Genomic DNA, 25,258 nt, shown 5'->3' with positions numbered 1-25,258 from the left:
GCCGCTATGTTAATGACATTGAGGGCATACCTAAGGGCATAGGTAAGAACACAGGTAACGGCACAACAGCACAAGGACAGCATATACAAAAAAGCCCCTCGCTCTCGCGAAGGGCTTTTTAATTTACGGCGCCGCAAACTAAGGTGCTATTGTGCGGCGTCTTCAGCGGGGATAGCGTCACCGTCAATAAACGGCCCCTCACGATCCACCATAAAATGCAGTTTATCGGCAAATACAATACCAGCAGTGGCTCGGCGGTCGTCGCCTTGTAGGTTGATCCAGACGGTACGGCCTTGCGCCAAGAATTCGTAAAGCTTATCGAGCAGATCTAACGTGGCTTGGTACTCAGCTCGTACATTGGCCTCCTCAAATACCCTAGAGTAGTTTTCTTCCGCTATTTTTATGCGTACAACGATTTTCTCGTCGCTGGGGTCTAAGCTTCCGATTTCCAGCGTAGACATCGCAGGATGCGCGGCGTGCAAACGGCCGGAAAACAGTAAGTTTTCCCCCTCGATATTACTCGGGTTACCTAGCGGGAACCCCCATTCGTACATTACAACATCGGTGCCATCAAATTTGCGGTCGTTTACGCCCAGTGTAGTGCGCTTAATACTAAGAGCCTCGTGCCCTTGCTCGTGCGCTACGGCGCTTACAACGACATAATCGCCAAGGCGCAAGTCAGCAAGCGTTAAGCGCGAATGAACCTGCTGTAAATCCGCAAGGCTAGTCGCCGCAACAACATCAAAAGCCTGGCCTGCAACCGTAATCGTTTGGCTATCGGCATCAATCATTTCGATAGCGCCGGTAAAGCTCAACTTGCTGGCAAAATCGATAATCTTTATGTTTCGCGCGTCCATTTTATCGGCCGCAGTTGGCGCACCGTGCACAATCACCAGCTGGCCGCTTGCTAAGTCGCCGACGCCACCGCGCTCGACTTGTGAGTTTTCGGTTAGTGCTATTTCAACACCATTAACCCAAAAGCGCTGATAAGAGGCAATGTTGCGCACAATACCAGCCACTACTGCAGATTCTAACGGCACTTCATTCGCGCTTAGTGTCACCGAGATATTCACAGCCATAGTCGCGCGTAAATAACGAGTTCCGTTTTCGGGCTTTATTAGCTCGCCTTCAAACAACACAATATCGCCTTGCTGCATAGATGGCACGTTGGCGACATTCGAGTAGTCCACCCACACCTCGCCAATAAATGCTTCCATAGAATTTGCATCGTTACTTTTCACATGGCCGCGTATTGTCGTAACCTCTGGCCGATCGTTTAACGCAATGCGCGTTGCCACAATTTGGCTATCGCCCTGCCAACCGCTCACGGTTACATTGCGCCCCCACAAGGCCTCGTCATTCAATTCGCCGCCCACAACGGTATCCGCATCAAGGCTTACCGTTTGCCCTAACATAGTGAAAGTGCCGGCGACTTCGTCATACTGTTCAATGCGGCCGCTTAGTACGGGGTCAAAAAATACATCTTTGGCGTAAAGCACTCCGTCTAATGTGTAGCCGGTTACAGCGACCATATCCCCAACTTCAAACGCACTTTCGGGTACGGGCAGCCCGTGGCGGTAAAATTTTGCATGCGTTGTATCATAACGGTCGCCATGCACAATAATGCTGCCAAAACCATTAATAGTACCTTGTGCAGCTACGGTAATATCAGTTTCGGGCTCAGGTGGTAAAGGCGGAATGGGTGGTAATTCAGGCGGCTCAGGGCTTGGCGCAACAGGATCTACAGGCGCACCACTGCCATCAATTCCCGCTACCTCATCGTCACCACCGCTACCACACGCCGTTAGCGCAAAGCATAAGGCCGCTAAGGCCAATAAGCGCCACATGATCGATAAACTTAATCGATACCTACTCGTCATTTTCTTCCACCTGTAAACCTTGCTCTTCGGCATCGTTTTGCACTACTGGCTGCTTCGATTTCTTTGTGCCGCTATTCTTTTTATTTTTTTGTTGGGTGTATTGGATCATGTAAGCCCCGACGCCCATTCGCACCAAGTCGTCGCGGGGCTCGTCACCCTCTTCTATGATGCATTCATGCTCTGTAAGCCAAGCGTCCACACGCTCAAGTAACGCTTGCCCTTCCTGCTCCACAAAACGCTCAAAAGCAGCGGCTTGCTTGGCCGGAATGGCATTGTTGCTAGCCCGGCGCTCGAAGCGGGGACGGGCACGCTTTTCTTTACCAACAACGTAAAGGTTATGGAACATGGTATTAAGGATTTCGCTCGATACAGAACTAGCGCGCAGCAAAGACTCAGGATTGTTATTAGCAGGCACATAAAATCGCTTAAGCACACGCAAATCGCCATTGCTGGTTTTTTCTATGCAGCCGCTGCCGACCAATTCTTTCAATATGGTGCTTACAGGAATATCGCCACCATAAAGCTTTACTAAGCCTGGGAAACTCAAGCGTTCTGATTCAATATCAGCAGCCAAAATGACAGGCTCGCCATTATCGTTTAAGTAATTAGGGTCTTGGTGCCACGCACTCAGGATTCGCGTTAGGCGGTCTTGGGCGTGCTGTGTTTCGGCAACCGGGTCTCTCTGTTCTAACGCATCCTTAACGCGCTTAACCTCTTTCCTGTCGATACCCGTCATTGTGGCAATACGCGACATATTGGTTGGGCGCCCCTGCAAACCAAAGTCGTTAGCGCACACCTCAACAAACTGTGCCTTAGCCAGTTTGCAGAACTCGCTATAGGTCACGCCGTTGTGAATCAGTACTCGAACTACCGGCCGAATCATCGTTCGGGCGGCAGACAAAATGAGCTGTTTAATGTTGTTGGAATTCATGTGGGAAATATTACCCCAGATAATAACTGGCCAGTAGTTATATTGTTCAAATTATGATCAAAATCACACGCAAAAGCGTTTATTGTGCGTGCAACACCCACTTTTGTTAAGTCTTTATATTGTTTTGCAACAACTATCTCGCAGTTTTAATACCCGTAACGCAAAAAGTGGCACATTGTTACAAATAAGGATACTTTTTTTGCATGCCCTGACCGGCGACCATTTTCTGCCAGTTCCCCCTCGACGAAAATACGTCATGACGCTGAAATCAACATCAACGTCACATTTTCAGACATTTTAATGACGCCTAAAAAAACATCAAAATATCCTTTTTAGGTCACTTAATTCTTAACAGCTCCCTTCAGGACTAAACAATTCCCACTCCAGATTTTGTTGATATATACAGCCATTCTGCTCGTTCTTAGGCCTGTTCTTTGTCTAGTGTTTTTATTAAAGGCCCCTTGGGGTATTCGCGGCCAGCGCTGTTGTGCAATAAACAAGGAGTCATTCGTGAAAACACCACCGAAGCTTAAGCCGGTCAATAATTATTCAATATTATCCTCAGATATTTCCACGGCACGAATTCACAATATTGCGCGCTATGGCGCTTGCACATTATTAACCGCAGGGTTGTTAGCGGCTATTGCTGCGCCAAACGCAAATGCAGGCGGCAACCTGCTAAACCATTCGCAGGCTTTTACCACTGGGCAAAGCGCCAACCACCTTGCGCTTTATAGCGGTATGCACAACCCAGCAATGGGCGAATTAATGATTGATTCAGACGAACGCTTTCGTATGAGTTATTTTTTTAGCCTATCGAGCAGTACCGAGCTAGGCCAAGTCGACAACTTCGTAGACGACATTGACGAGCTTATCGACATTTTGGACGACCCCAACAACGCCGAAGAAGATAGCGTCAACGAAACCCTCGACCGCTTTAACGCAGTTATTGAGCAAGCCGGGGACGACGGCTATTTAAAAACCACCGCAGGCACGTATGTTCCACCGCTCCCGCTGTACTGGCGGCCTGGCTTTTTACCGGGCACGATTATGTTTGAGCTCAACATCGAAAGCCAGATTAACCTAAGCGTTTTAGCCGACGAACTCATTTACGACGACAGCAAAACCACCTTTGCTACCAATACTTCAGCTTATATAAAAAGCGGCTTACAAAAGAAACTTGCCGTTGGCTACAGCCAAATATACGGCGAGAACCTTTGGGGCACTGAAGGCACCCAGCTGATCTGGGGCGCCAAATTTAATATTTATGATCTCGAACTAAGCAAGCAAGTATTTTACTTGGACTCGCTAGGCAACCAAGACATCGAAGATGTTGTAAAGGACGAATACAAAAACAACCGCATTCGCTCGACCAGCATAGGGTTAGACTTTGGCGCAGTATGGACTGCCCCTAACTACCGGCTAGGCGCCTCGCTAACCAACCTAAACGCACCCTCGTTCGATTACGGAGCAGTTGGAGTTAACTGTGAGGAATACCCTAGTGGGCCACAGCAAAACAGCTGCTTTGCCGCCCGCTATTTTGCCGACAAAGGCGATATTAAAGCCTATGAAACCCACAAAAAGAACCCTGTTATTACCGTCGATGGCAGCTATTTTATTGCCAGTAATTGGCTGGTTTCAGCCTCTGCTGAGCTAGCCAGTTACGACGATACCGTAGGCCAAGAGAACCAATGGTTTGCCGCCTCGACCAGCTACCACCCAAGTAACTACTGGATTCCAGGTTTGCGCGGCAGCTATAGCAAAAATTTAGCCGGCTCTAAGCTTAGCTACTTAGGCCTGGGCATTACCTTTGGCGGCATCGTCAATTTAGATTTCAACATGGCACTCGACGACATCATCGTAGACGACGAAAAAGCGCCTCGAGGCGTAGGCTTTGCCCTGAGCTTTGAGGAGCGGTTTTAGCCAGCAAGTTTTAAGTAGCAAGGGCAATAACGATTTAAAGCACCGGCTAAGGCCCGTGTCTATTCACCAAGCACAACGTGGTACGAAACATGACGACACAACACAACGCACAACAACGCACAGCACAGGGCTTGCCCTATTCACTACCACGTAAGCCGTTGGCCACTGCCGTATTATTGGGTGCAACTTTGGTATTGGGCGCATGTGGTGGTAGCGGCGAGCAAGACCGCGGTCACGCCTCAACACTAAATAATAGTTTTAGCGGTGTCGCCATCGATGGTCATATCGCACGCTCTAAGGTGTTTATCGACACCAATAACAATGCCACCCGAGACCCATGGGAGCCTTATGCATTTACCGATGACGAGGGCTACTACGGCTACAACCCGAATACCGATACCAACTACTGCGCAGCCGATGCCGAGCCCGAGCAACAGCAATACTGCCTAAATACGGTGTCGTCATTCTCTGATGTTGTTATTCGCATAGATGGCGGCTACGACATACTCACTGGCGAGCCCTTTATTGGCCAGCTGAGCCGCCGTATAGATGCCCGCATCGACAGCGACACTAAAAATACCGTTATTTCACCCATTACGACACTACTCACCTCAATTGAGGACAACACTGACACAAGCAATGTATTAAATGCGCTCGGTATCGAGCCTAGCGACCTTGATGTGGATTACCTCAATAGCGCTGGCAATGGCGAGGTGCACTCGTACCTGCTGAATACAGCAATAAAACTGCATAAAACAGTCACCGTACTGAGCGACCGCATTGACGATAACTATGAAGCCATGCACGACAATACCGGCATGCCCAACGACGCCAGCCAATCGATTTACGAAAGCCTAGCGGCAAGCTTAGCCCGCCCAGAGCAAAACCTCGATACAACACTCACAGACAACACCCAGCTGATCAGTATTTTGGATAATGCCGAAGATCGCATTCGCGCCATTTACACGCAGCGAGATATTGCACTGCCATCGGATATGGGTTCGACCGATGCGCCGAATAAACACGCGCGCGCGGCAACACTGGCCGCGCAAATTCCGCCGGTGGTTAACCGGCTTTTAAATGTACTTGATGTTTCGATGGACCAAGGCCAAGTATTGGGTAATGCGCGTGCGCTCGAAGCCGTTGTTATTAAAGCGGTGAATGAACGAGCAGAAAACGACACCGATATTAATAATGCATTTAGTTTCTTTTTAGACCCAGGAAATGATTCCAAATTAGAAACCTTGCGCGTCGCCCTAAGTGATGATCAAGCAGACATTAACGCCCTAGCCAATAACGACTTTACCGGCAGCGACTTCGAAACTGCACAAGACATTACCAATGCCGCACGGGTTCGCGACGACGCCAGCGCCTTTACCAATTTAGGTGGTAAACAACTTAAAATTTCTGATTTAGATTTAGGTTTCGCACCCAACAATTTAAATGACATAGAGCTAGAGCTTTATTTTACTGCTGGCGGTTCTGGTTTATCGGGCAGTATTATTGCCTGCGCCAAATACATAGATGGCGCCAGTCAAACGCGCTTAGGTGAAGGGAATTTCCGCGGCGAAGTATTAAATGGCTTTTGGAGCTTACTAGGCGCCACCGCCGAAAACCCAAGCTCTTACAGTTTACTCTTAACCTTTGACTTTTTAGGTGCTAACTACCAAGCCATTATGAAACCCGCCGGCGAAACCGCCATTAGCGGCGTAAACTACCAACAAATTCGTTTTGATTACGACGGTGAAATTAGGGTATGGCACAGTGAAGCCGGCTTTGCCGAACAAACACAATCTATTCCAACGAATGCAAAAGATTGCGAACAACGCCTACCTTCACGGGTTGGATTATAAGCCACTAATCGAAAGGGGGCATTTAACTTTTAAATGCTCCTTTGCGGCAACGTTAGTAGCGTTTTTTATTAAATATTAGCGAAAAAATTAATGCCGAGATGTCACACCGAGAGAGCTTTGGGACCCAATCACATCAACGCCTTGTAAATATTCTTCACGCTCTAAAAAGTCGTTGTAACTTAGGTAGTGCTTATCAATTTCGCGCATGCGTTCCATAATTATACTTTGCATATCTTCATCTACAGCGGCCATTACTTGTACCAAGCAAAGCTCGTCGAGTAATGCTATAGCATCGCACCACGCTAAACTATCCACCCCCTCGCGCAGCCCCGTTACCGATAGAGCATGGCGCCAATAACGATCTATAAAATGAGAGACCTCGCCAGCAGAGCAGTTCATCAAGGCTTGGTTAATTAATCGCTCTACATGCTGAAAAACATTTGTGATGCACGCCTGCTGATGGGTGCTCTGTGCGCCAGAAAAAGCATCTTGCTCGAGTACAGATTTAACCATTTGTAAATTTAATAAATCACTGGGCCTATTTTGAAGGTCCAATTCAAGCTCCGCGAATTCGTTATCATCTTCAACAAAATGCTCAAATGGTTGCTCGTCAAGGGATAACCTAGCAACACCATACCGCGCACTATGCAAACGGTTAAAAGCCGAAAGCTCTTCACTTACATAGTTTAAGGTTCGACACAAATACGGTTCTGGCTCGTTGAGCCGCTCGGTTATTCGGTCAAAGATTTTATTGGGTTGTAAAAATAGGTTATTTTCTAACTCGGTAAGGCTGTATAACTCTTGCAAAACCTGACGCAGTATCGTGGATTTTTTTTCCACTTCATCACAGCTATCGCGAATATAACAAAGCAGCGCCGCATAAATATGCTGAAACAATGCTGCCAAATAAGGCGGGTTGGATTGAGTGTATAAATTGGAGGTATAAAAGCGCTGTATATATCCTGTTAGGCCATTAATCTCACTTCGCCCTGCTGGCTCCCCGGCATTTCTAGCCGACAAAGGGGGCGCGTGCATATTATTGCTAGTGCTAGAGCCAAGTGCATGCTCACTTGCTGTTTGGTTTTGATCGTCAGGGATGTAGCCCTTTAGTACATCAACCAATGTTTTATAGAAAACTCCAATACTTAACCCTAAGCGATTAATAAAGGCATAGCACAATGCGCTTCCCACTTTAGGTTCGAGCTTACTTTTTAATACCGCAGCCACCACAAACGCCATAATCGTGCGTGGGTCGAAGGCTAATGTATTGTAGGATGAGGTTGCGGTTAAGTGCTGCTGAATTTCCAACAAAGAAACAGCACAAGATTCTGTACACTGGCGCACTAATGCCGCCTCTAATGCATCTAGAAATTCCACGCCATCTTGGCGGCTTCCCCAATGCGGCGCATCGCACACCTCGTCAATCGCACTAATACAACCTAAAAAATCATGCGTTAATGCCGCTAAAAAGTAATCTTTTAAATTTAACAATACTTGCCGACTACCACGCTGCTGAACAGGAAGATCCTGCCAGCACAACGTTAATGTACGCCCAAAAAAAGCGCAGCAATAGTCAATAATTGCCCCATCAAGTGGCCGAATGCTCTCTTGCGAAACAGGCATATGCACCTCAAACCTATTTTATGCGATAAATGACCCAGAACTTAAGCGCTATAGAACACTGCCACACGTAGCCCTTAGCACCTTTGGTAGCCCTTTTTGCAAGGGCAGTAAACTGCCCTGCATTAAAACGCCCGTTTTAATCTACACCATTGCGATATTTGTGCCACGCATTAACATCCCCACAAACCACAAAGTTTGACGCACTTCATAAAAGAACCTCCCCGAGATAGATTACCTGGCCCCAAATTATTTAATGCACACGCAAACGTACTCACCCGCCACAACTGAGAGTTAAAAAAGTACAAGCCTAAATCAATAAAAGCAAAGCATCGAAATTACAGCACACTCATTGGCCGCTATAACAGCCTAAATAATTTGGAAATAAAAACGCCTCTGCGTTATAAGTGTTTCTGCAAGTGATGTGAAATTTTTTGTATTCTACGGTCTAACTTTTTAGAAACCCAAGTTTAGATCATTTATTAACTTACGAATGGGCCTAGAGCGAACAGCTTCAAGCGATTCTCTATTCAAAAAAACGTAGAGCTAACGCCGTTTTTTGCACCATCGCTATGCTTACAGAACGCAACAACTTGGTGCTTATGGAGTGGAGATTAAAGAATTATGCTACCCAAGCAAGGGGCAGCACGTTAGCGTTTAGGCGTGTATATAAAGCTGCAAGTAATGCAGCTCTGCCTTGGATTAAGGGCTTGGTAATGCAACGCTTTAAATAGCAGACATAGCTATTGTTTTCATTTTGTATTACAACCGCCTAAAAGGAACATCACTGCGCAACAAGGTAAGCGCCCGCCACCCCCATTCGAGCGGGCCATAAACATAACGGCCAAACCACCAATGGGCAAAAAGCATCTGCAGGCCCCACAATACAAAGCCAAGAATTAACGCACTCAATTGACTAGCTTCAGCATACCAACCTAAGCCAAAACCATAAAAAATGGGCACGCAGACAATACTTTGGCTAACGTACAGCGTTAAGCTCATTCGGCCACAAGGCACTAACAACTGCTGTAATCGGCGTATAAACTCATAACGGTACACAAACGCGAAAAGGCAAATGCCCGTTGCCACCATTAAAGTATTAAAGCAATTACCCAACATTTCATTAAAATACCAACGGCTCATGCCCTCAGCAATCATCGGGGCGCACAATGTCTTTAGGCCGTAAATAATAATCGAAGCCGCCAGCCCAACGATTAAGCCTGTCTTTAAAAACCTCCCGTCATTTTTTTGCTGATTAAAAAAATGGATTCGGCCCAATACCAAACCACTTATGGCATAACCGGCCATCGTCCAAAATTTGCCGGTCTCAAAGTTAAAAACCCACTTATTTTCATAAGCCATCGTGGCGTTATAGCGAAAAAGTTCCGCCAGCGGGGCCGAAGCAAAAACCTCAAAATTGCGCCACGATAATGCCCAAAACTTCGGCTGCTGAGTCGTACTATTCGCATCAGAAAAAGTCGCTGCAAAATCGAATAAGGTGGGCACTTGTAAAAAACAAAAAGCGACTAAAAGCATTAAGCCTGCGGTAGGCAAGCGGCAAATGGCAACCAACAACAACCCCAATAGCCCCAAGTGCAAGAGAATATCGCCAGCGTAAAGCAAGCCATGCGCATATCCCATCACAATCAGTAACACAAACCGCCACACTAAGCGGCCACGAAAATCGATACCACGCTGCTCATAGCGAAACAACATGGTATAAACCGCAACGCCAAACAGTACCGCAAACGTTGCCGCCATTTTGCCACCGAATAAAAAGAATACCGTATCGTGGATAAAACCCGGCTGGGGTTTATACCAATACAATTCAAAGTATTCGACCGCATGCACAATAAATAGCCCCATTAGGGCAAAGCCGCGCAATGCATCGATAACAAGCAAGCGCTCGCTAGTTAAAGGGGTTAACTGTGTCATGGCGCCACTCCATATGGTTAACAGGGTAGCTGTATAGTAGCCCCAAATATTCTAAGGCCCAGCAACGCCGTTACTGTAAGGAGCACAATCACAATACCGTTCCCCCCAACCTCTTGCCGTGCATGCAACGGCTAGCGCCAGCGCAAAGCACGATAATCACTGAACTTTTTATGGTTTTTTAGAAGAAACCGAGATCGGCAGGCGTCTTCTAAATTTGCTATTATTAGCCCCTTTATTCAATGACTATCGCCCAAGGGCAAACTGACTTACGCGGCCCAAAGCGCCCACCAGTCCGTGATGTACGCCCTTGCAATGGCAAACCCATACCAAAGAGGTTCTCATGCCCCAGTATCGCTCTAAAACATCCACTTCCGGCCGCAATATGGCTGGCGCTCGCGCCTTGTGGCGTGCCACCGGCATGAAAGACGATGACTTTCAAAAACCCATCATCGCCGTGGTTAACTCCTTTACCCAATTTGTACCAGGCCACGTTCACTTAAAAGATATGGGTCAGTTAGTAGCCCGCGAAATTGAAGCGGCCGGCGGCGTTGCCAAAGAATTCAACACCATTGCCGTAGACGACGGCATTGCCATGGGCCACGATGGCATGTTGTACAGCTTGCCAAGCCGCGACATCATTGCGGACAGTGTTGAGTACATGGTTAATGCCCACTGCGCCGATGCCATGGTGTGTATTTCTAACTGCGACAAAATTACCCCTGGCATGCTAATGGCTGCCATGCGTTTGAACATCCCCGTAGTGTTTGTTTCTGGCGGGCCGATGGAAGCCGGTAAAACCAAGCTTAGCGATAAAAAACTAGACCTTGTAGATGCCATGGTTATTGCCGTAGACGACAGCGCCAGCGATGAAAAAGTGGCCGAATACGAGCGCAGCGCTTGCCCTACATGCGGCAGCTGCTCTGGCATGTTCACAGCAAACTCGATGAACTGCCTTACCGAAGCCATGGGCTTAAGCTTGCCCGGCAACGGCAGCATGCTAGCCACCCACGCCGACCGCGAGCAGCTCTTCAAACGCGCCGGCCACTTAATTGTGGATATCACCAAGCGCTATTACGAAAACGACGAAGAAAGCCTGCTGCCACGCAATGTGGGTAGTTTTGAAGCCTACGAAAACGCCATCGCACTCGATATTGCGATGGGCGGTTCCACCAACACCATTTTGCATTTGTTGGCGGTCGCGCAAGAGGCCGAAATCGACTTCACTCTTAAAGACATCGACCGCATGAGCCACAAGGTGCCACAGCTATGTAAAGTGGCCCCCAACTCGCCAGACTACCACATGGAAGACGTACACCGTGCCGGTGGCGTAATGGGTATTTTGGGCGAGCTAGACCGCGCGGGTTTATTGCACAATCACGTGCCCACCGTACACAGCGCTACCATGAAGGACGCACTGGATACTTGGGATGTAATGCGCCAAGCCTCTCCCGAGGTAATGGAATTTTTCAAAGCGGGCCCAGCGGGTATTCCCACGCAAACCGCCTTTAGCCAAAGCACCCGCTGGCCCTCGGTAGATGCCGACCGCGACAACGGTTGTATTCGCAGCCTAGAAAGCGCCTACTCATTAGAAGGCGGCCTAGCCGTACTTTACGGCAACATTGCCCTAGATGGCTGCGTAGTAAAAACCGCCGGCGTAGACGAAAGCATTTTAGTCTTCGAAGGCACCGCACACGTTACCGAAAGCCAAGACGAAGCCGTAGCCAATGTTTTAGATGGCAAAGTTAAAGCGGGCGATGTAGTTATTGTGCGCTACGAAGGCCCCAAAGGCGGCCCCGGCATGCAAGAGATGCTCTACCCTACCTCTTACATTAAATCCAAAGGCCTTGGCAAAGCGTGTGCACTATTAACGGATGGTCGTTTTAGTGGCGGCACCAGTGGTTTGAGTATTGGCCACGCCTCGCCAGAGGCTGCAGCCGGTGGCGCGATTGGTTTGGTACGCGATGGCGATAAAATCAAAATCGACATCCCCAACCGCACGATTGATGTATTACTCAGCAACGAAGAACTCGCCCACCGCCGCGCCGAGCAAGACAAACTAGGCTGGAAACCCGCCAAAGACCGCCCCCGTAAAGTGAGTGCCGCGCTTAAGGCATATGCGCATTTTGCGACCAGTGCGGATAAAGGGGCGGTTAGGGATTTGAGTAAGTTGGATTAGGTTTTAAATAAACAATTTCCGTGTTGCCGCACAGGGGATTGATTTTTCAGACACGCTCAAGCCGTCCTTGGGCGCTCTACACGCGCTCCCGGCGCGTGAAGGTCTGATAAATCAATCCCCTGCGCTTTTTGTGCTACTTAATAACTTTATGCGGCCTAGAAGTTTGTGGATATATATGAAAAGTGTTTCGAAGCAAGACAATCTTAGATTGGCGCAAAGGCATGAAGAGATACCCGAAGCGGCAAGACGTGCTTTTAGGGCTGCTTATTTACGGGCTCTAGATAGTAAAACTGGTGTTGTAGTTGCGAGTAATGGACGACTAGAGCATCGCTGGATGATTGACGGGGTAATAATCGCAAAAGTAATTGGTGATGTTCCCCTGCCATTATTTGTTGGGATTGGGGCGCGTAAGCGACGCGCGAGAATGTAAATATTTTTTGTCAGAAGGGGCTGGGCTATCTTCTCGTTCCCGCGCTCCGCGTGGTAATGCATACTCGCCACAAAAAGAAAGTGAAGTTAACTGGGCAGCATTAATGTTCAAGCCATGAACTATGGCAGACTTTTAACATCACGATTAACAATATTCGTTCCCACACAGGAGCGTGGGAACGAGGAAACGTCGTTGCTAGGATTACCGTATGGACTTCGCTAATTATTCAAACACTACAACTGCCCAGCACTTCTATAGCCGTTGGGAGCTTCGCTGTAATAGCAACACAGCCAAAGAAAAGAAAATTCTTCGAATAGGGAAAACACCTAAGGGGCCAGAATTGGAGGGCCCAGTAAATATTGGCTCTATTCTTTGTGAAAATGACCTATATACCTTTCACAAAGAGAACAAGCTCAGATCAAATTTAGAAAATATTTTTAACGGCAGCGAAACAACCGCCTCAAAATTTATTAATCGCGACGCCATCAATATTTTTAATGAAAATGATTTATTAAATGTAGTCGGGCTTAAGCTACTCAATATTTTTAGAAGTCCTCTCAATCACAGTTTCACAGGAAAAATATTTGAAAACTTCGCCGACCACCCGATAAGACACAATCCGGAAAACATTATTTTCAGAAACTTATTAAAAAATGGAAATCATAAACGGCTAAGCCAGCTCCAACAGGAGTTTGGCCTAAAAGAAAATGACAGGGAGATGTGGCTAGAGTTAATTTACACTCTAGCCGAAGAAAGCACCAATGAAAAAGTGCATCGCCCAGAAAGTCTTGCCAGATTTATTTGCAAAGAACTTTTTAGCTATATTGAAATACATAAATACACACAAGAAATAGTAGCGGTATGTGACAGAGGATATGTAGAGCTTTCTGATCCAAATGGCTTAACTTCGCTATATTTCAACTTAAATAAAAATACACTACTGATGATTAGCTCCCCTCCTATACCAAGCCAGCCCGAAGAAATAATGAGAATCGATATTGTTGATGACCTTGAGCGCCTAATGTTTTACAACCAAGAAGCATTCAATCAATGTCACTTAAAGATCTATACTGCATCAAAAAATATTCTTGGGGTAACAAAGTGAGTTATCAGGCTAATTCTCACGCAAGACCACAGAAATCACCTCGCTCCCACGCAGGAGCGTGGGAGCTAGATGTAAATGCAAAAGCAATCAAAAGGCCAATAAAATGATTTTGGACAACAAACTCAACATCACAGACCAAATTGAACTCGCCAAAGCTGAAGAAAGAATCAGTAAACTCAAAGCCAAGCAGCTATTTGATTCTGGCGATATAAACAAAGTTGAAGTTGGTACCTTTGCAGGGCTAAGTTTTATTCACGCGTACCTATTCGAAGAAATCTATGACTTCGCGGGCAAAGTACGCGATGTAAACATCGCCAAAGGTGACTTCCGCTTTGCTCCAGTGATGTATCTAGAGCCTTCGCTCAAACACATCAGCGCCATGCCGCAGAGTAGTTTTGATGAAATCATCGAGAAGTATGTTGAGATGAATATTGCCCACCCTTTTCGCGAGGGCAATGGACGCGCAACACGCATTTGGTTAGACCTTATTCTGAAGCAAGAAGTCCAGCAAGTCGTTGACTGGAACCTTGTTGATAAAGATGATTACCTTTCAGCCATGCAGCGCAGCGTGGTTAAAGATGTTGAAATTAAGGTACTACTCAAACAAGCACTGACCAACCAAATTGATGATCGCACCCTGTTTATGAAAGGTATCGACGTGAGTTATTTTTACGAAGGTTATAGTGAATTTAAGACGGACGATTTATAGGGGTAAACAATTTAATTTTTGCGGGCTATTACGATGCCGCTGAAAATAAGATTGGCATAACTATCCCGAAACCAATAACTTCTACGCTAGCTTTAAAAAATAAATTAGAGAACAAATAATGCTAAAAACTCTGACAGCTATAGTTATATCGAGCACTTTCGCGATTTTACTCGCCGGTTGCGGTAGCGACAACTCAAACCAAATACAAACACAACCTTCTAGCTCAGAAAATCTCACCGGTAGCTCTGGCGGCTCCCAGTCCTCCACTGGAGAGTCTTTGCTTAGCAGAGATATGACTGGAACTTGGCAAGTCATCACAAACGCCAAAACATATAACCCTAACACGCAAGAATATTTGCAAGAAAATACACATTCGACTCTAGTAATCATCAACGATCATCCAGAAGGCATTCGGCAGCAGCGGTGTTTTGAAACGACCGAAACTTTAGCCCACTATGGCAATGGCTATAAAACTGAAAAGCATTATTACCCAAGGTTCGATGAGCATTATGCTCTTCAGGACAACGGCGTGCTCTTCAGGGAGTACACCCGCCAGCTGTTCTATCAAGATGATGAATGGCAAGAAAACATTAAAAGCTACATGGTTAAGATTAGTAATGATGCGCTAACCCAAAACGGCACTTTTATCCTATCGAGCCCTATAGCGCTGAACAAAGTAATGCACACCTGTTCAGAGGCGCGGTATAGCCAAACTGGAACATTACGGGGCGCCACAATACTTTTCCCTTACAGGGAGGGAACTGCGGGCATCAACATAAACATCTACGGCCCGTTACAATTAGGCGCGTACGAGTATGATTCTGATTACGACATTGGCTCAAGCCCAATTACGCTAGACTTTAACTATAACGAAGCTTTTGATAAAGATACTGGCGTTCGGACGGAAACCTATCACCCAGACAATAGAATTAATGTGAAAATAATAATTTCAGTACTAGACGACCACAGGATCACTGGTAGCTTCTCATTTAATCAAGCGCTGTGCTGCGAATCAGAAGACTCAAGCGAACAACTTCCTGCACCTGTATATTTTGAAGGTGAATTTGATATATTTCTTGACAATAATCAATTCCAAGAATTTTAAAGTAGAGCACTAACTCTTTCTTAGCTAACTTCCAAAGATACAGCGGGTTTAGATTGCAATTATGGTTAGACTTTCCATTTTATTATCACTACTGCTACTAGCAGCTTTTTTATTTATCGAGAAAGTAAAAATTACCCCTCTACTGTCACCTTTTGAAGTAATGGCTTTAAGCCTTAGTGAGCGCAGTGTAGAAATTCACAAGAACGGTACAATAGCCCCACGCAGCCGCTTACCCAACTTAAAAGTCAACAGTGTAAGAGTGACGAAGGAACTTGCTGACCTTGTCCATATCTCCCTAGATTACGAATTCTCGCCGGTGCCAGGCATGGATGATTTGGGTGTCGGTGGTAGCGTATCCGGCAATCGAATTACTTTGAACCATTTCGGCTTCCGACCCGCACGCATCGCTCCAGGCAAAAACACTGCAACCTTTGCCATTGTAATGAATGATTCCAGCGAACAAGATCACCTAGCGAGCGAAGAAATTAATCTAAATTTTTACCCCGCAAGGGGCAGCACACTACACTCTTTAGCCTTTAAATTCGAAAAACACTGGTGCAAAAATAAGGTAGATATTATTACTGCCTGGCGCTATTGTCGTTTACCTTCCCGCGCCCCAAAAACGTCACTTCATATACAACCCGAACTACTGAACACGCCAGAAAAGGCCTCTACAATAATCACCTCTACACCAAAAGCTGAACCAGTTATTCGTGCGGGCACACAAACATTTAACGGTAATTTCAATACAGGCCTGCAAGGGTGGAAGTTAGACCACGGAGTGAGCTACTCACCTGCAGGGGGTATCGAAAACTCAGGGGGATTGCGAATGGGGTCCCAAGCTTATATACCAAGCAGCCCTCAATCTTGGAAAGAAGCCCACGCCAGCCTCTGTTTACCAGCAACGGATGTTGAGTCTCTCAGTGTGTTCGCACACGTAAAACTGGAGGAAGTACCGGAATACACACGGGCTCATAAATTAGGGCTCACCTGGCACACAACACCTGACTGTAGTCTAGGCGGCCAACATGGTGGCTATGCCAATATAGAAAAACAACTGGGCTGGCAAACCCTTAGCTTAAAAAATAAACAAGCAGGCCTTGGCTCACAATCATTCGAAATTACATTGATACAAAATCAGACTTATGGCCAAAAATTAGGTGTCACCAATCAAGAATTTCGAACTCAATATTCTGGCAAAAACTCACAGCCACCAGCTCCAGTTGCCGCAATCTGGGACGACATTCAATTAGAAGTTGAAGAAAAAAAATATCGTAAGACTGAAAGTTATACCCCCGCTCAAGAAACCTATGTAAACCTACTCAATAACCCGAGTTTTGATGCTACTACTGCTGGCTGGCGAGGCGCAAACAAAGAACATTGGCAGCTATCAGCGGGGGGGCGTAGTGGCGTATTGGAGACTCGGCTTGTTTCAGATCGAGGATCCATCGGGACCGGAGCTTTTAGTCAATGCATTAATTTAAATACTGCCAGCGGCAGAGTATTTGATGCCGGAATTAAATATCAAAATGTAACTAACTACACACCGGGCGGCGGACGCCTACGCATTACTTGGTATGAGGATGCCAATTGCAGAGGAAAATACCAAGCGGACCATGGACATGATGATATATCTTCCAGTTTAACCGGCTGGATTCCCTTAGAAATATATGAACGAAAGCGTCCTCCAAACGCGAACAGCGTTTCCATGCAACTAATTCACTCAATTGCCAAAAATGGCGAGAGAAGAATTTGGTGGGATGATGCGTATTTTTATGCTGTGCAATAATCAATGATCTTTCTGACCCCAAATATCATACACAATATTCGATAAATATTAAGGTCAATGCCAAGCTGCAATATACTCAGGTACAGAAAATCCCCCCGACAGGCGGGAAAATAAATTAATCGAAAAAATTAGGGCTATCAACCCAATAGAGACTTGCAGCTTTGCCGACCAGGAGTGCGCTTATACCCCATAGGCAGCACTGCGTTATCAATACTGTTCATGGCCGATAAAGGTTTTTTTGGGGGGGGCTCAAAGCCCTTCGCCAACCCCAACCAGTTTTGGGCCCGATGCGAGTGTGAACGGAAAATCTTCGGGAATCCTTTTTCGCAGATGAGCAGACTGCACTAATGCCTCGGCCGCGGAAGCCGAAGAACGGCCAACCCAGTCGGCCAATTCAAACGGCAACCTCTGTCAACAAATTGAATGCGTACCCAAAAAAACTGATTAGATAAGAGCTATTGCGCAGTGACTTCTTCAGATTCACAAATGCCATCCACGTAATTCCCTTCTTTACGAATAACATCTTGCTGCTCTGGGAAAATTAGCTCTCCAGAAAGGAGAGAATCTATCGCACGAATAATTGCGCCATCCAAACGCGTAACCACATAACAGTCCACTGTAGGCTCATCATGCGTATCACCCACACCAGAGTCATCCGTTAAAAACAAATAACGACTTTGTGTAGCTACAGCCATGGCACGCATTAAAAACTCGGTGACGGGGCCAGAGCTGCTCGCAGCTAAAGGCAAAATATGAATTTGCTGTTCGCGAGCATCTAACACATAATTCCACGCATCGGCTATATCCTTGTCTTTTGGCGGTGCATCAGCAGCCAGCAGCATCACTTTGGTACTATTTTCACGCCAGCTCGCAGTAACGCCTTCTCGCAAGCCAACCTGCATAGCTTCTGGGTAATCCCCGCCCCCATTAGCACTTTGCGCCTTTAAGTTGTCCTGAAGAGCGGCGATATCATTTGTTAAATCAAAAGTACGTGAAACGTAACTGTCGCCAACATCTCGGTAAACCACCAAGCCAACTTGCACATCGAGGCCGGAATGTTTTGCCGCCACCTCGTCAATAATGGCACGCAACTCCGTTTTCAAAAAGTTCAACTCGTCGCTCATTGAGCCCGTGGTATCAACAACCAACATTAAATCCAATTGATCCGCTGCCGCAATTTCACTATCTAGCGTAATATCAATTCCGCTATTGGCCTTTAAGTCTGCCAAGGTCACGCTGGTTAGGCGCTGAAGCTCACTACCATCGCGACTCAATACAATGTCAAAAGTATCTGGCAGGCCATCCAATGCTTCGTATAAATAAGCTTCACCGTTAGCCGCAGTAGCCATCGAAATCACTTCCATTTGCTCGACCTCAATCGTAATACGCACGCCAGGAGCAGGAAGGCTGCTTGGCCCTACAACTTTCAAAATTAGCTTTGAAGTAATATCAATATAAGGGAGATCTTGACCACCCTGCAGCACATCAGTTAAGTACCGCTGGTAATTTTCAGCGTTGAGGTGATCATCATACTCACCCGCAGTTAAAGTGCCCGCTTGAATACTGCCTGGGCTTGAGCCAACTCCCGAATCCGTGGAGCCGGCACTATCTACAACCCCGCTCACTACCCCACCGCTACTACTTTCCGACCCACTGTCATAAGAAGCGCCGGTACAGCCAGCCAGCGTGGCCACAACTGCAATTGCTACAAGATCACGTAGTTTTATGAGTGGCATCCCCATAGTTTCCCCCTAGTATGCTAAACAAGATTACTTGAGCCTCTGATTGCGAGCCCATCCAATTTGTATGTATAGCGCTATTGAAACGCCAACCGTGACGAATAGCTATGGGTAAAACTACGTAGCTAGGTACCAACTTTAGTGACTTAGATCAAAGGCTAGCTATTCACTCTCAAAAAAAACGAACAATATTAAATGTGTATCCGCGGTAAAAATAGGATGTAATGCAGAAGGAATTGCATGTCAGAACAGCACATCAGGGAAGGCCATCCAAAACAAGCGCATGAAATTTCACATACTAAACAGCAAGTTCTCTAAGTAGGTTGCATCCTAGCCGACTGGTTTTTGTATTGGGTCGTTTTGGACGAGGTTGAGTAAGCCTGTAATTCACAAAGTAAAATACATGAAACCACAAAAACTAACCATCTACGCCCTCGCCATTAAATATCTTCTGATTAAACAATGGCAGGGAAAATGTTACCCGCCGAATCTGCGGCGAGAACGTTCCCACACAGAAGGTGAGAACGCTCAACATCAAAAAGAGGATTTCAAACACTTAAGATTAACTGGGTTTTACACACTCAGCACTAACCCGATGTACTGGCACTGACTTGATCGCCCCTCGCAATGTTTGAAAAACAATTCGCTCACAAGTAGAGCTGATGACATAACCGCGTTCCACTTTCTTTTTCCCGCTCTCCAAGTACTGAATGAAGCATCACCCGCCCCCACAAACGACTAGCTTACAACTGGCATTTAGCCCCCCAAAATACTAGAAATAGCCAATCGCCGGTGCGACAATACTCCCCTCATAATTACAGGCATTAGAGGCTTAAAATGCTAACCAAAATAGCCATGGCCACCCTTTTATTTTCGACCTGTTGCCAGCAAGGCTTTGCCGGTGAAGTTTATCGCTGGGTCGATGAAAACGGTAAAGTTCACTTTTCTGACAGCGCCAATAAAAGCTTAATTGAACAAAAGAAAAAACAAGCCATTAAGGCCGAAGCCGTAGAGTTGAAGCCAGTGAATAGCGCCGATCCATCCGACTCTTTTGCGGACTATTACAGCAACGAGAAAGAAGCAAAGCACGCCAAGCAATTAGCAGCCGAGCAAGCCCGGCGCCAAGCGCAAGCCGAACAGCACTATCAGCAAAAAGACTGCGCTCGCTGGCTAGCCGACTACAACTCTTACGGCAACAGAAACAACACCATTACCTATATGGTCGACGATAACGGTAAAGCCCTTACCGAAAAACAACAGCAAAAAGAGCTTGAACGAATGCGCCAACAACTCGTTGCGCTAGGCTGTCTGTAATTAAAGCCAGATAGAACCTAAACGCACTCCACCTCCATTTCGAACTTATGCTGGCCGATTAAAGCCAACATAGTCAAAGTTTGGCTAGCCCGTTACACTGCGGCACCTTACGCATTAAGAATACCACCGGAGCTATAATGAAATACTATGTAGGCGCTTATGCCTCGTCACCGTGTAACAACGGCTGGAATGCGCAGCTAGAAAGCGAGCTGTATTCTGCCCTAAAGCAAGACAACCGCATTGCCGGGTTAGAGCACCCATTTACAGGCCTGCTACACAGCGAAGATGATGAATGGTTTTTAAATAATATTGCGCCCCACTGGAACTATGTATTTACCTGCGTGCCCGGCATTATGGCAGCCCTTAAAAATAACCCAGCATTTGGCATCGCATCCGATGACGAAGAAGGCCGCTTACAAGCCGTCGCCTTTTTACAAAAAGCGCGCGATGCCATCGCCAAATTAAACGCGCATTGCGGCAAGCCCGCCGTCACCGCAATTCAAATACAAACAGCCCCCAACCAAACCCAAGCCCGCGCATCTACCGACGCATTAAAAAAGTCGCTAACCGAAATACAAAGCTGGGACTGGCAAGGCGCGCGCATTATTATTGAGCATTGCGATACATTAATAGACGGCCAAACACCAGCCAAAGGCTTTTTAACCTTAAGCCAAGAAATAAATGCATTAAAAGAAATTAATGCCCAGCACAATAGCAATATGGGGCTGACCATTAACTGGGGACGGTCTGTTATTGAAGCGCGAAGCGCAGAAGGTGCAATAGAACACATACAACAAGCGCATGATGCTGGCCTGCTTTGTGGCCTAATGTTTTCTGGCGCATCAGGGGAAGGTACCGCCTATGGCGCTTGGCGAGATAGCCACATGCCCCACGCCAAAGAAACGCCAGAAATACCAGGAGCAGAAGGCTCGTTAATGTCCACAGCAGAAATTCATAAATGCCAGCAAATAGCCAATTACAAGAATTTACCTGTTGTAGGAATTAAATTAGGTATTCGCCCTGCAGATGCATCCCTTGAGGAGCGCTTGGGCTATATCGATGCGGCTTTAACAATTTTGGATTCAGCGCAATAAAAAACACAGGCGGCTTAATATACATTGAGCCGCCTGTGAGCTTAAAACAATAACAAAAAACGCTACAAGGCTTCGCCAACGGGAATCCGACTTAACTCCACAAGAAACTCATCAGTGGCATCCAACTGGTAAATACCGTCCGCAGCAGTAACAACCAAAACATCATCCCTATACAATAAGTCGAAGCAGTCAAATTGAGGGTAACGCGTTATTTCCTGGATATTACCTAAATTGCCAACATCCAATAGCGTTAGCCCATATAACGGCTGACATACCGCCAAATAATCTGGCGCTTTGGCTAAACCATAAGGCGCATCCATCGCAAACTCTGTAATTTTTTCGGGGCATGCTGGGTCAGTAAAATCAACCACTTCTAACCGGTTAATATCACCAGGGCAACCCCCTCGATTTCTTAAAGTAATATAACCCACGCCATCATTAACAATTACAGGATCACAAGCACGCGCATGTAAGTAATTAGACACCAATACAGGAAATATTGGGTTACTAATATCGTAAATAGTCACGCCATTGCGACCAGCCAAATAAAGGTAGTGCTGGTAGATATACACGGTTTCTGCATCGTAGTTAACGATACTTTTAGGCTCCACCTCGCCACCCAAATCAACAATAATGACTTTATTATTAATCAAGGTATAAAGCACATTTTTATAGGTAGACATCGTAGCGGTGGAACCCGCCGTTGAGGTCCCACCCGATACCCCCGGACTAGCATCCGATGAGCCACCTTCGCTACCACAACCGGCAGTACCCAGTAGGGTACAGCCTATTGCTAACAGGCCAAAACACCGCAGCAGCGGTAACAAGAATACTGTTTTGTTATTCATGACAAACATACTCCCGTCCGGTGATAATACCTTCTTCGTCATGCCGATAAGCATCACCGAATGCAAGGTGAATACGGCCAATTTCCATTACTTGATTGTCAATAACACCAATCTTTACCAAATCAACATAGCTATCGAGGTAAAGCACATCATCCTTTACTACAATATCACTATTGCCCGGCACCAATAAAAAGCCTAACGCTATTGGGTTTTGGTTATTGCTATTATCAAAAACATGCACGCCCTCAAAAGGCTTTAATACAAATAATAGGTTTTGATAAACCACTACCTTACCGTTAACATTAATAGGCTTGGGCTCTTGCCAAACAATGCCTTCGCGCAAATCTTCAAACAATATACCGGTGTTTTGCCACTCCCCTCGTTGCCCTTCTGGGCACCTATCCACCGCAGGAGGAACGCCAACGCCCCCACTTCCGTGATATGCTCCTCCGCAAGCCAGTGAAAGCCCCGTAACCAAGGCTAGGCCAACCCACCTCACTTTTCTTATTAAATACATCATGCTCACAGTGCTTCCTCTTAGCCCTTTAATAGTAAGACGAGGCTAACGCAGCAATCCGCACCTAAATAAGCAATAACCCAGCACGGGCATTATCGGGCACGCACAAAAAAAGGGCTGACACATAGGCCAGCCCTTCTCGGTACCGTCTTTAAAATAAAAGAGGATTAGATTGATACTACTGAGTTTTCAAAAACTCAATAAGCGCAAATTTTTGATCTTCCGTTAGCTTTGGTCCAATCTTACCAACAGCGGCTTTATCGTCGGTAAACAAGTGGCCCGAATTGTGGTTACCGAGTTCACGGGTATCAAGAATAAAGCGTCCATTATCGTAATCAGCGGTAAACGCCTCACTGCGATGGCTTTTATCTTTATTAAAGCGCTTAATTTTATCGCCTTGCTCGATTCCCACATGGTTGGCGTCAAAGCTTTGATTACCAAGCTCAACAAAGGTAGGGCGCGACTCCAGCGGCGATAGCAAATCATACAATGTAGCCACAGAACCATTATGTAAAAATGGCGCCGTTGCCCAAACCCCGTTTAATGGCCGCGCTTTATAGCCTGCACCAACCTGCAAGCAGTTTGGCCTTAAGCCTTCAAGTACTGGGCGATCACTTTGGGCAATAAAGTTTTGATTAAACCACTGATTATTTGTGCGCTCTACAAATGCGCCCAACGCTAAACCAAAATTGGCAGTAGCGCTATCTTGGTAATTTACATATTTTAAGACATTACCACTCCCATCTTTAACTGGCGTACAAACTTTAGTATTCAAATTAAGGCCGGTTGCATCGACAGTCCTCGTTACCAGTACATTGGCCTGCGCAGGATCAGTGCCTATTTCCTCAAGCGGTATAATATTCAGCTTTAAGTATTTTTCGTCGGTTTTAAAAATCTCTTCCGAGCCTGGAATTTCGTTATCGGCAGCATCTTTAAGTGAATCTTTAAAGGCAATAGGCTGCCAATGTTTATCGCTCCAAAACTCATCAGAACCTACCGGTGGCAAGTGACAACCCGCGCATAACTCGCCATATAAAGCCTCACCTTCGCGCGCGAGGTCTTTATTAATATCTGGAAAGCTTGACGGCCACTTAGGTGCCAATAAACCATTAAATTGCTTATTGTTTTTAAAGGGATCTGTACCGGCCAACCACTCTTCAATTTTAACTAAATTATGGATATTCGCCGAAGAAGCAAAACGCTGATTGTCCGGTGCAGTCACATCAACATAAGCAGAAACACCTAATGCTTCACCTGTGTTGCGGATTAACGGTTGCATAATGGAACCATCATATTGCACCCAATCGAACCAAGATGTGGTCCAAAGATGCGGATAATTAACTGGCGCATTAATGGGTGAATAATTAGAGTTTCGACCCATGTCTTGGCTAAAAACTTGGTTGCCAATGCGGTTAAGCGCATCTAAACGGGTAAAGCCCTCGGTAACATTAATCGTGTCGGTTTTGGTGATGAGAATGCTCATCGTATTAGCAAGGTCTTTTTTCAATGCTGTACGCGTTACGATATTATCGTTACTTCCTAGCACTCGCTGCGCAAAACGCTCAAAACGGCCATTAAAAAACACTAAATTACTGGCTAGCGCCGTTTGCCCCAATGCCGCACCAAGTGACTGGGTTAATAACCCAAGGTCTGTCATGGCGGGGCCGCCATCGATAATATAGCGTTTATTACCCAGTACCATTTGCCCTGTGTGGCAAGCCGCACAAGTAAAACCCGCAGCAGAGGCTTTGCGATCAACACCAGGGAAATAAATACTATCTGTTTTAGCAATACCAATGGGTAGGCCGTCGGGATTGGTGGCAGAGGCTTTACTTTCGATAAAACCTAAACGCAAAATATACTCGCCCATAAATGGACCGGCATCCGTCCAAGAAAAAATTCCCCACCAAGGGCTACTTTTTGGCGCTTCTAATGCCAGCAACCACTCATAGGGGATAGGTAAAGTTGCAGTACCTTGAGTCGCATGATGGAACCACTGCGAATCACCCTCCCACCCCTCTGGGTTTACATGCTGTTGCTCTAAGGATTTGTACTCAGGTAACGACGGCGGCGTTAGGCCATAGCCAATACTGCCAATGGCAACACTTAGCCGCGAAATGATAATAATGCTAACTATTAGCACGACTAATGCCGTACCCCAAGACCACTTAAACTTTTTTACATGCGTGGCGCAAGTATGGTAACTAATCATCGATTGTTTCCTTCTTGGGCATCTCTAAAAATGCACTTTTTCCGCGATAGCGGCATCAGCTCCGTCCTCGAGTCCTCA

The 25,258-nt window shown here is 46.3% G+C and carries 18 protein-coding genes; 10 read left to right on the top strand and 8 right to left on the bottom strand.

Translation table 11 applies throughout. The features are described from left to right. Positions 1-146 precede the first annotated feature (146 nt). Both MARGE09_RS02040 and MARGE09_RS02035 read right to left on the bottom strand, forming a co-directional pair. Positions 147-1,880 carry a DUF5666 domain-containing protein gene (locus MARGE09_RS02040; protein WP_236985700.1) on the bottom strand — a complete coding sequence of 578 codons (1,734 nt, stop codon included), beginning with the start codon at positions 1,878-1,880 and terminating at the stop codon, positions 147-149. Beyond that, positions 1,870-2,811, bottom strand: a complete 942-nt coding sequence (locus tag MARGE09_RS02035; protein WP_236985699.1) for a DUF6502 family protein — start codon at positions 2,809-2,811, stop codon at positions 1,870-1,872. Before MARGE09_RS02035 ends, MARGE09_RS02040 begins: the two co-directional genes overlap by 11 nt. A gap of 510 nt (positions 2,812-3,321) precedes the next feature. Between MARGE09_RS02035 and MARGE09_RS02030 the strand changes: the two genes are divergently transcribed. Further along, the gene (locus MARGE09_RS02030; protein WP_236985698.1) at positions 3,322-4,734 is read left to right on the top strand and encodes a conjugal transfer protein TraF; all 1,413 of its coding nucleotides are present in this window, start codon (positions 3,322-3,324) and stop codon (positions 4,732-4,734) included. 89 nt (positions 4,735-4,823) lie between these two features. Continuing rightward, positions 4,824-6,587, top strand: coding sequence for a hypothetical protein (locus tag MARGE09_RS02025; RefSeq protein ID WP_236985697.1), 1,764 nt, complete (start codon positions 4,824-4,826; stop codon positions 6,585-6,587). 87 nt (positions 6,588-6,674) lie between these two features. Here MARGE09_RS02025 and MARGE09_RS02020 read toward each other — a convergent pair whose 3' ends face one another. Continuing rightward, positions 6,675-8,210 (bottom strand): DUF1631 domain-containing protein, encoded by a 1,536-nt coding sequence (locus tag MARGE09_RS02020; RefSeq protein ID WP_236985696.1) that lies wholly within the window; start codon positions 8,208-8,210, stop codon positions 6,675-6,677. A gap of 759 nt (positions 8,211-8,969) precedes the next feature. Next, a complete protein-coding gene (locus MARGE09_RS02015; RefSeq protein ID WP_236985695.1) occupies positions 8,970-10,142 on the bottom strand; it encodes a DUF418 domain-containing protein in 1,173 nt (390 codons plus the stop codon). Between the two features lie 340 nt (positions 10,143-10,482). Here MARGE09_RS02015 and ilvD point away from each other — a divergent pair, with 340 nt between their 5' ends. The 6 genes from ilvD (at position 10,483) to MARGE09_RS01985 (ending at position 17,456) form a co-directional block, all read left to right on the top strand. After that, positions 10,483-12,318 (top strand): dihydroxy-acid dehydratase, encoded by a 1,836-nt coding sequence (gene ilvD, locus MARGE09_RS02010; RefSeq protein WP_236985694.1) that lies wholly within the window; start codon positions 10,483-10,485, stop codon positions 12,316-12,318. Between the two features lie 175 nt (positions 12,319-12,493). After that, positions 12,494-12,748 (top strand): hypothetical protein, encoded by a 255-nt coding sequence (locus MARGE09_RS02005; protein ID WP_236985693.1) that lies wholly within the window; start codon positions 12,494-12,496, stop codon positions 12,746-12,748. A gap of 208 nt (positions 12,749-12,956) precedes the next feature. After that, positions 12,957-13,853 carry a DUF4238 domain-containing protein gene (locus MARGE09_RS02000; RefSeq protein ID WP_236985692.1) on the top strand — a complete coding sequence of 299 codons (897 nt, stop codon included), beginning with the start codon at positions 12,957-12,959 and terminating at the stop codon, positions 13,851-13,853. 103 nt (positions 13,854-13,956) lie between these two features. Continuing rightward, entirely contained in the window at positions 13,957-14,562 is a 606-nt protein-coding gene (gene fic, locus MARGE09_RS01995) for a protein adenylyltransferase Fic (RefSeq protein WP_236985691.1), read from the top strand. 118 nt (positions 14,563-14,680) lie between these two features. Beyond that, positions 14,681-15,667 (top strand): hypothetical protein, encoded by a 987-nt coding sequence (locus MARGE09_RS01990; protein WP_236985690.1) that lies wholly within the window; start codon positions 14,681-14,683, stop codon positions 15,665-15,667. A gap of 325 nt (positions 15,668-15,992) precedes the next feature. Continuing rightward, positions 15,993-17,456, top strand: coding sequence for a hypothetical protein (locus tag MARGE09_RS01985; protein ID WP_236985689.1), 1,464 nt, complete (start codon positions 15,993-15,995; stop codon positions 17,454-17,456). 455 nt (positions 17,457-17,911) lie between these two features. On the opposite strand, the gene MARGE09_RS01980 is transcribed toward MARGE09_RS01985, so the two are convergent. After that, positions 17,912-19,198 (bottom strand): vWA domain-containing protein, encoded by a 1,287-nt coding sequence (locus MARGE09_RS01980; protein WP_236985688.1) that lies wholly within the window; start codon positions 19,196-19,198, stop codon positions 17,912-17,914. Positions 19,199-20,032: 834 nt separating this feature from the next. Between MARGE09_RS01980 and MARGE09_RS01975 the strand changes: the two genes are divergently transcribed. Both MARGE09_RS01975 and MARGE09_RS01970 read left to right on the top strand, forming a co-directional pair. Beyond that, positions 20,033-20,509, top strand: a complete 477-nt coding sequence (locus MARGE09_RS01975; protein ID WP_236985687.1) for a DUF4124 domain-containing protein — start codon at positions 20,033-20,035, stop codon at positions 20,507-20,509. A 137-nt stretch (positions 20,510-20,646) separates the two neighbouring features. Next, positions 20,647-21,603 (top strand): DUF4862 family protein, encoded by a 957-nt coding sequence (locus MARGE09_RS01970; RefSeq protein ID WP_236985686.1) that lies wholly within the window; start codon positions 20,647-20,649, stop codon positions 21,601-21,603. A gap of 62 nt (positions 21,604-21,665) precedes the next feature. Here the strand turns inward: MARGE09_RS01970 and MARGE09_RS01965 are convergent, their stop codons facing one another. The 3 genes from MARGE09_RS01965 to MARGE09_RS01955 all read right to left on the bottom strand — a co-directional run bounded on the left by MARGE09_RS01965 (position 21,666) and on the right by MARGE09_RS01955 (position 25,180). Then, the gene (locus tag MARGE09_RS01965; RefSeq protein WP_236985685.1) at positions 21,666-22,451 is read right to left on the bottom strand and encodes an LVIVD repeat-containing protein; all 786 of its coding nucleotides are present in this window, start codon (positions 22,449-22,451) and stop codon (positions 21,666-21,668) included. Further along, positions 22,444-22,971 (bottom strand): hypothetical protein, encoded by a 528-nt coding sequence (locus tag MARGE09_RS01960; RefSeq protein ID WP_236985684.1) that lies wholly within the window; start codon positions 22,969-22,971, stop codon positions 22,444-22,446. The genes MARGE09_RS01965 and MARGE09_RS01960 overlap by 8 nt, the downstream gene beginning before the upstream one ends. A 175-nt stretch (positions 22,972-23,146) precedes the next feature. Next, complete coding sequence (locus MARGE09_RS01955) at positions 23,147-25,180, bottom strand: di-heme-cytochrome C peroxidase (protein WP_236985683.1); 2,034 nt, start codon at positions 25,178-25,180, stop codon at positions 23,147-23,149. Positions 25,181-25,258: the final 78 nt, after the last annotated feature.

Source organism: Marinagarivorans cellulosilyticus (genome assembly GCF_021655555.1).
In the GTDB taxonomy this organism is placed as follows: Bacteria; Pseudomonadota; Gammaproteobacteria; order Pseudomonadales; family Cellvibrionaceae; genus Marinagarivorans; species Marinagarivorans cellulosilyticus.
The sequence above is the reverse complement of the archived record's forward strand: the minus strand, read 5'-3'. Positions and strand labels throughout refer to the sequence as shown.

Coding starts and splice junctions, on each gene's coding strand:
- MARGE09_RS02040 (WP_236985700.1), bottom strand. CDS start 1,880: ATGACGAGTAGGTATCGATTAAGTTTATCGATCATGTGGCGCTTATTG.
- MARGE09_RS02035 (WP_236985699.1), bottom strand. CDS start 2,811: ATGAATTCCAACAACATTAAACAGCTCATTTTGTCTGCCGCCCGAACG.
- MARGE09_RS02025 (WP_236985697.1), top strand. CDS start 4,824: ATGACGACACAACACAACGCACAACAACGCACAGCACAGGGCTTGCCC.
- MARGE09_RS02020 (WP_236985696.1), bottom strand. CDS start 8,210: ATGCCTGTTTCGCAAGAGAGCATTCGGCCACTTGATGGGGCAATTATT.
- MARGE09_RS02015 (WP_236985695.1), bottom strand. CDS start 10,142: ATGACACAGTTAACCCCTTTAACTAGCGAGCGCTTGCTTGTTATCGAT.
- ilvD (WP_236985694.1), top strand. CDS start 10,483: ATGCCCCAGTATCGCTCTAAAACATCCACTTCCGGCCGCAATATGGCT.
- MARGE09_RS02005 (WP_236985693.1), top strand. CDS start 12,494: ATGAAAAGTGTTTCGAAGCAAGACAATCTTAGATTGGCGCAAAGGCAT.
- MARGE09_RS02000 (WP_236985692.1), top strand. CDS start 12,957: ATGGACTTCGCTAATTATTCAAACACTACAACTGCCCAGCACTTCTAT.
- fic (WP_236985691.1), top strand. CDS start 13,957: ATGATTTTGGACAACAAACTCAACATCACAGACCAAATTGAACTCGCC.
- MARGE09_RS01990 (WP_236985690.1), top strand. CDS start 14,681: ATGCTAAAAACTCTGACAGCTATAGTTATATCGAGCACTTTCGCGATT.
- MARGE09_RS01985 (WP_236985689.1), top strand. CDS start 15,993: ATGGATGATTTGGGTGTCGGTGGTAGCGTATCCGGCAATCGAATTACT.
- MARGE09_RS01980 (WP_236985688.1), bottom strand. CDS start 19,198: ATGGGGATGCCACTCATAAAACTACGTGATCTTGTAGCAATTGCAGTT.
- MARGE09_RS01975 (WP_236985687.1), top strand. CDS start 20,033: ATGCTAACCAAAATAGCCATGGCCACCCTTTTATTTTCGACCTGTTGC.
- MARGE09_RS01970 (WP_236985686.1), top strand. CDS start 20,647: ATGAAATACTATGTAGGCGCTTATGCCTCGTCACCGTGTAACAACGGC.
- MARGE09_RS01965 (WP_236985685.1), bottom strand. CDS start 22,451: ATGAATAACAAAACAGTATTCTTGTTACCGCTGCTGCGGTGTTTTGGC.
- MARGE09_RS01960 (WP_236985684.1), bottom strand. CDS start 22,971: ATGATGTATTTAATAAGAAAAGTGAGGTGGGTTGGCCTAGCCTTGGTT.
- MARGE09_RS01955 (WP_236985683.1), bottom strand. CDS start 25,180: ATGATTAGTTACCATACTTGCGCCACGCATGTAAAAAAGTTTAAGTGG.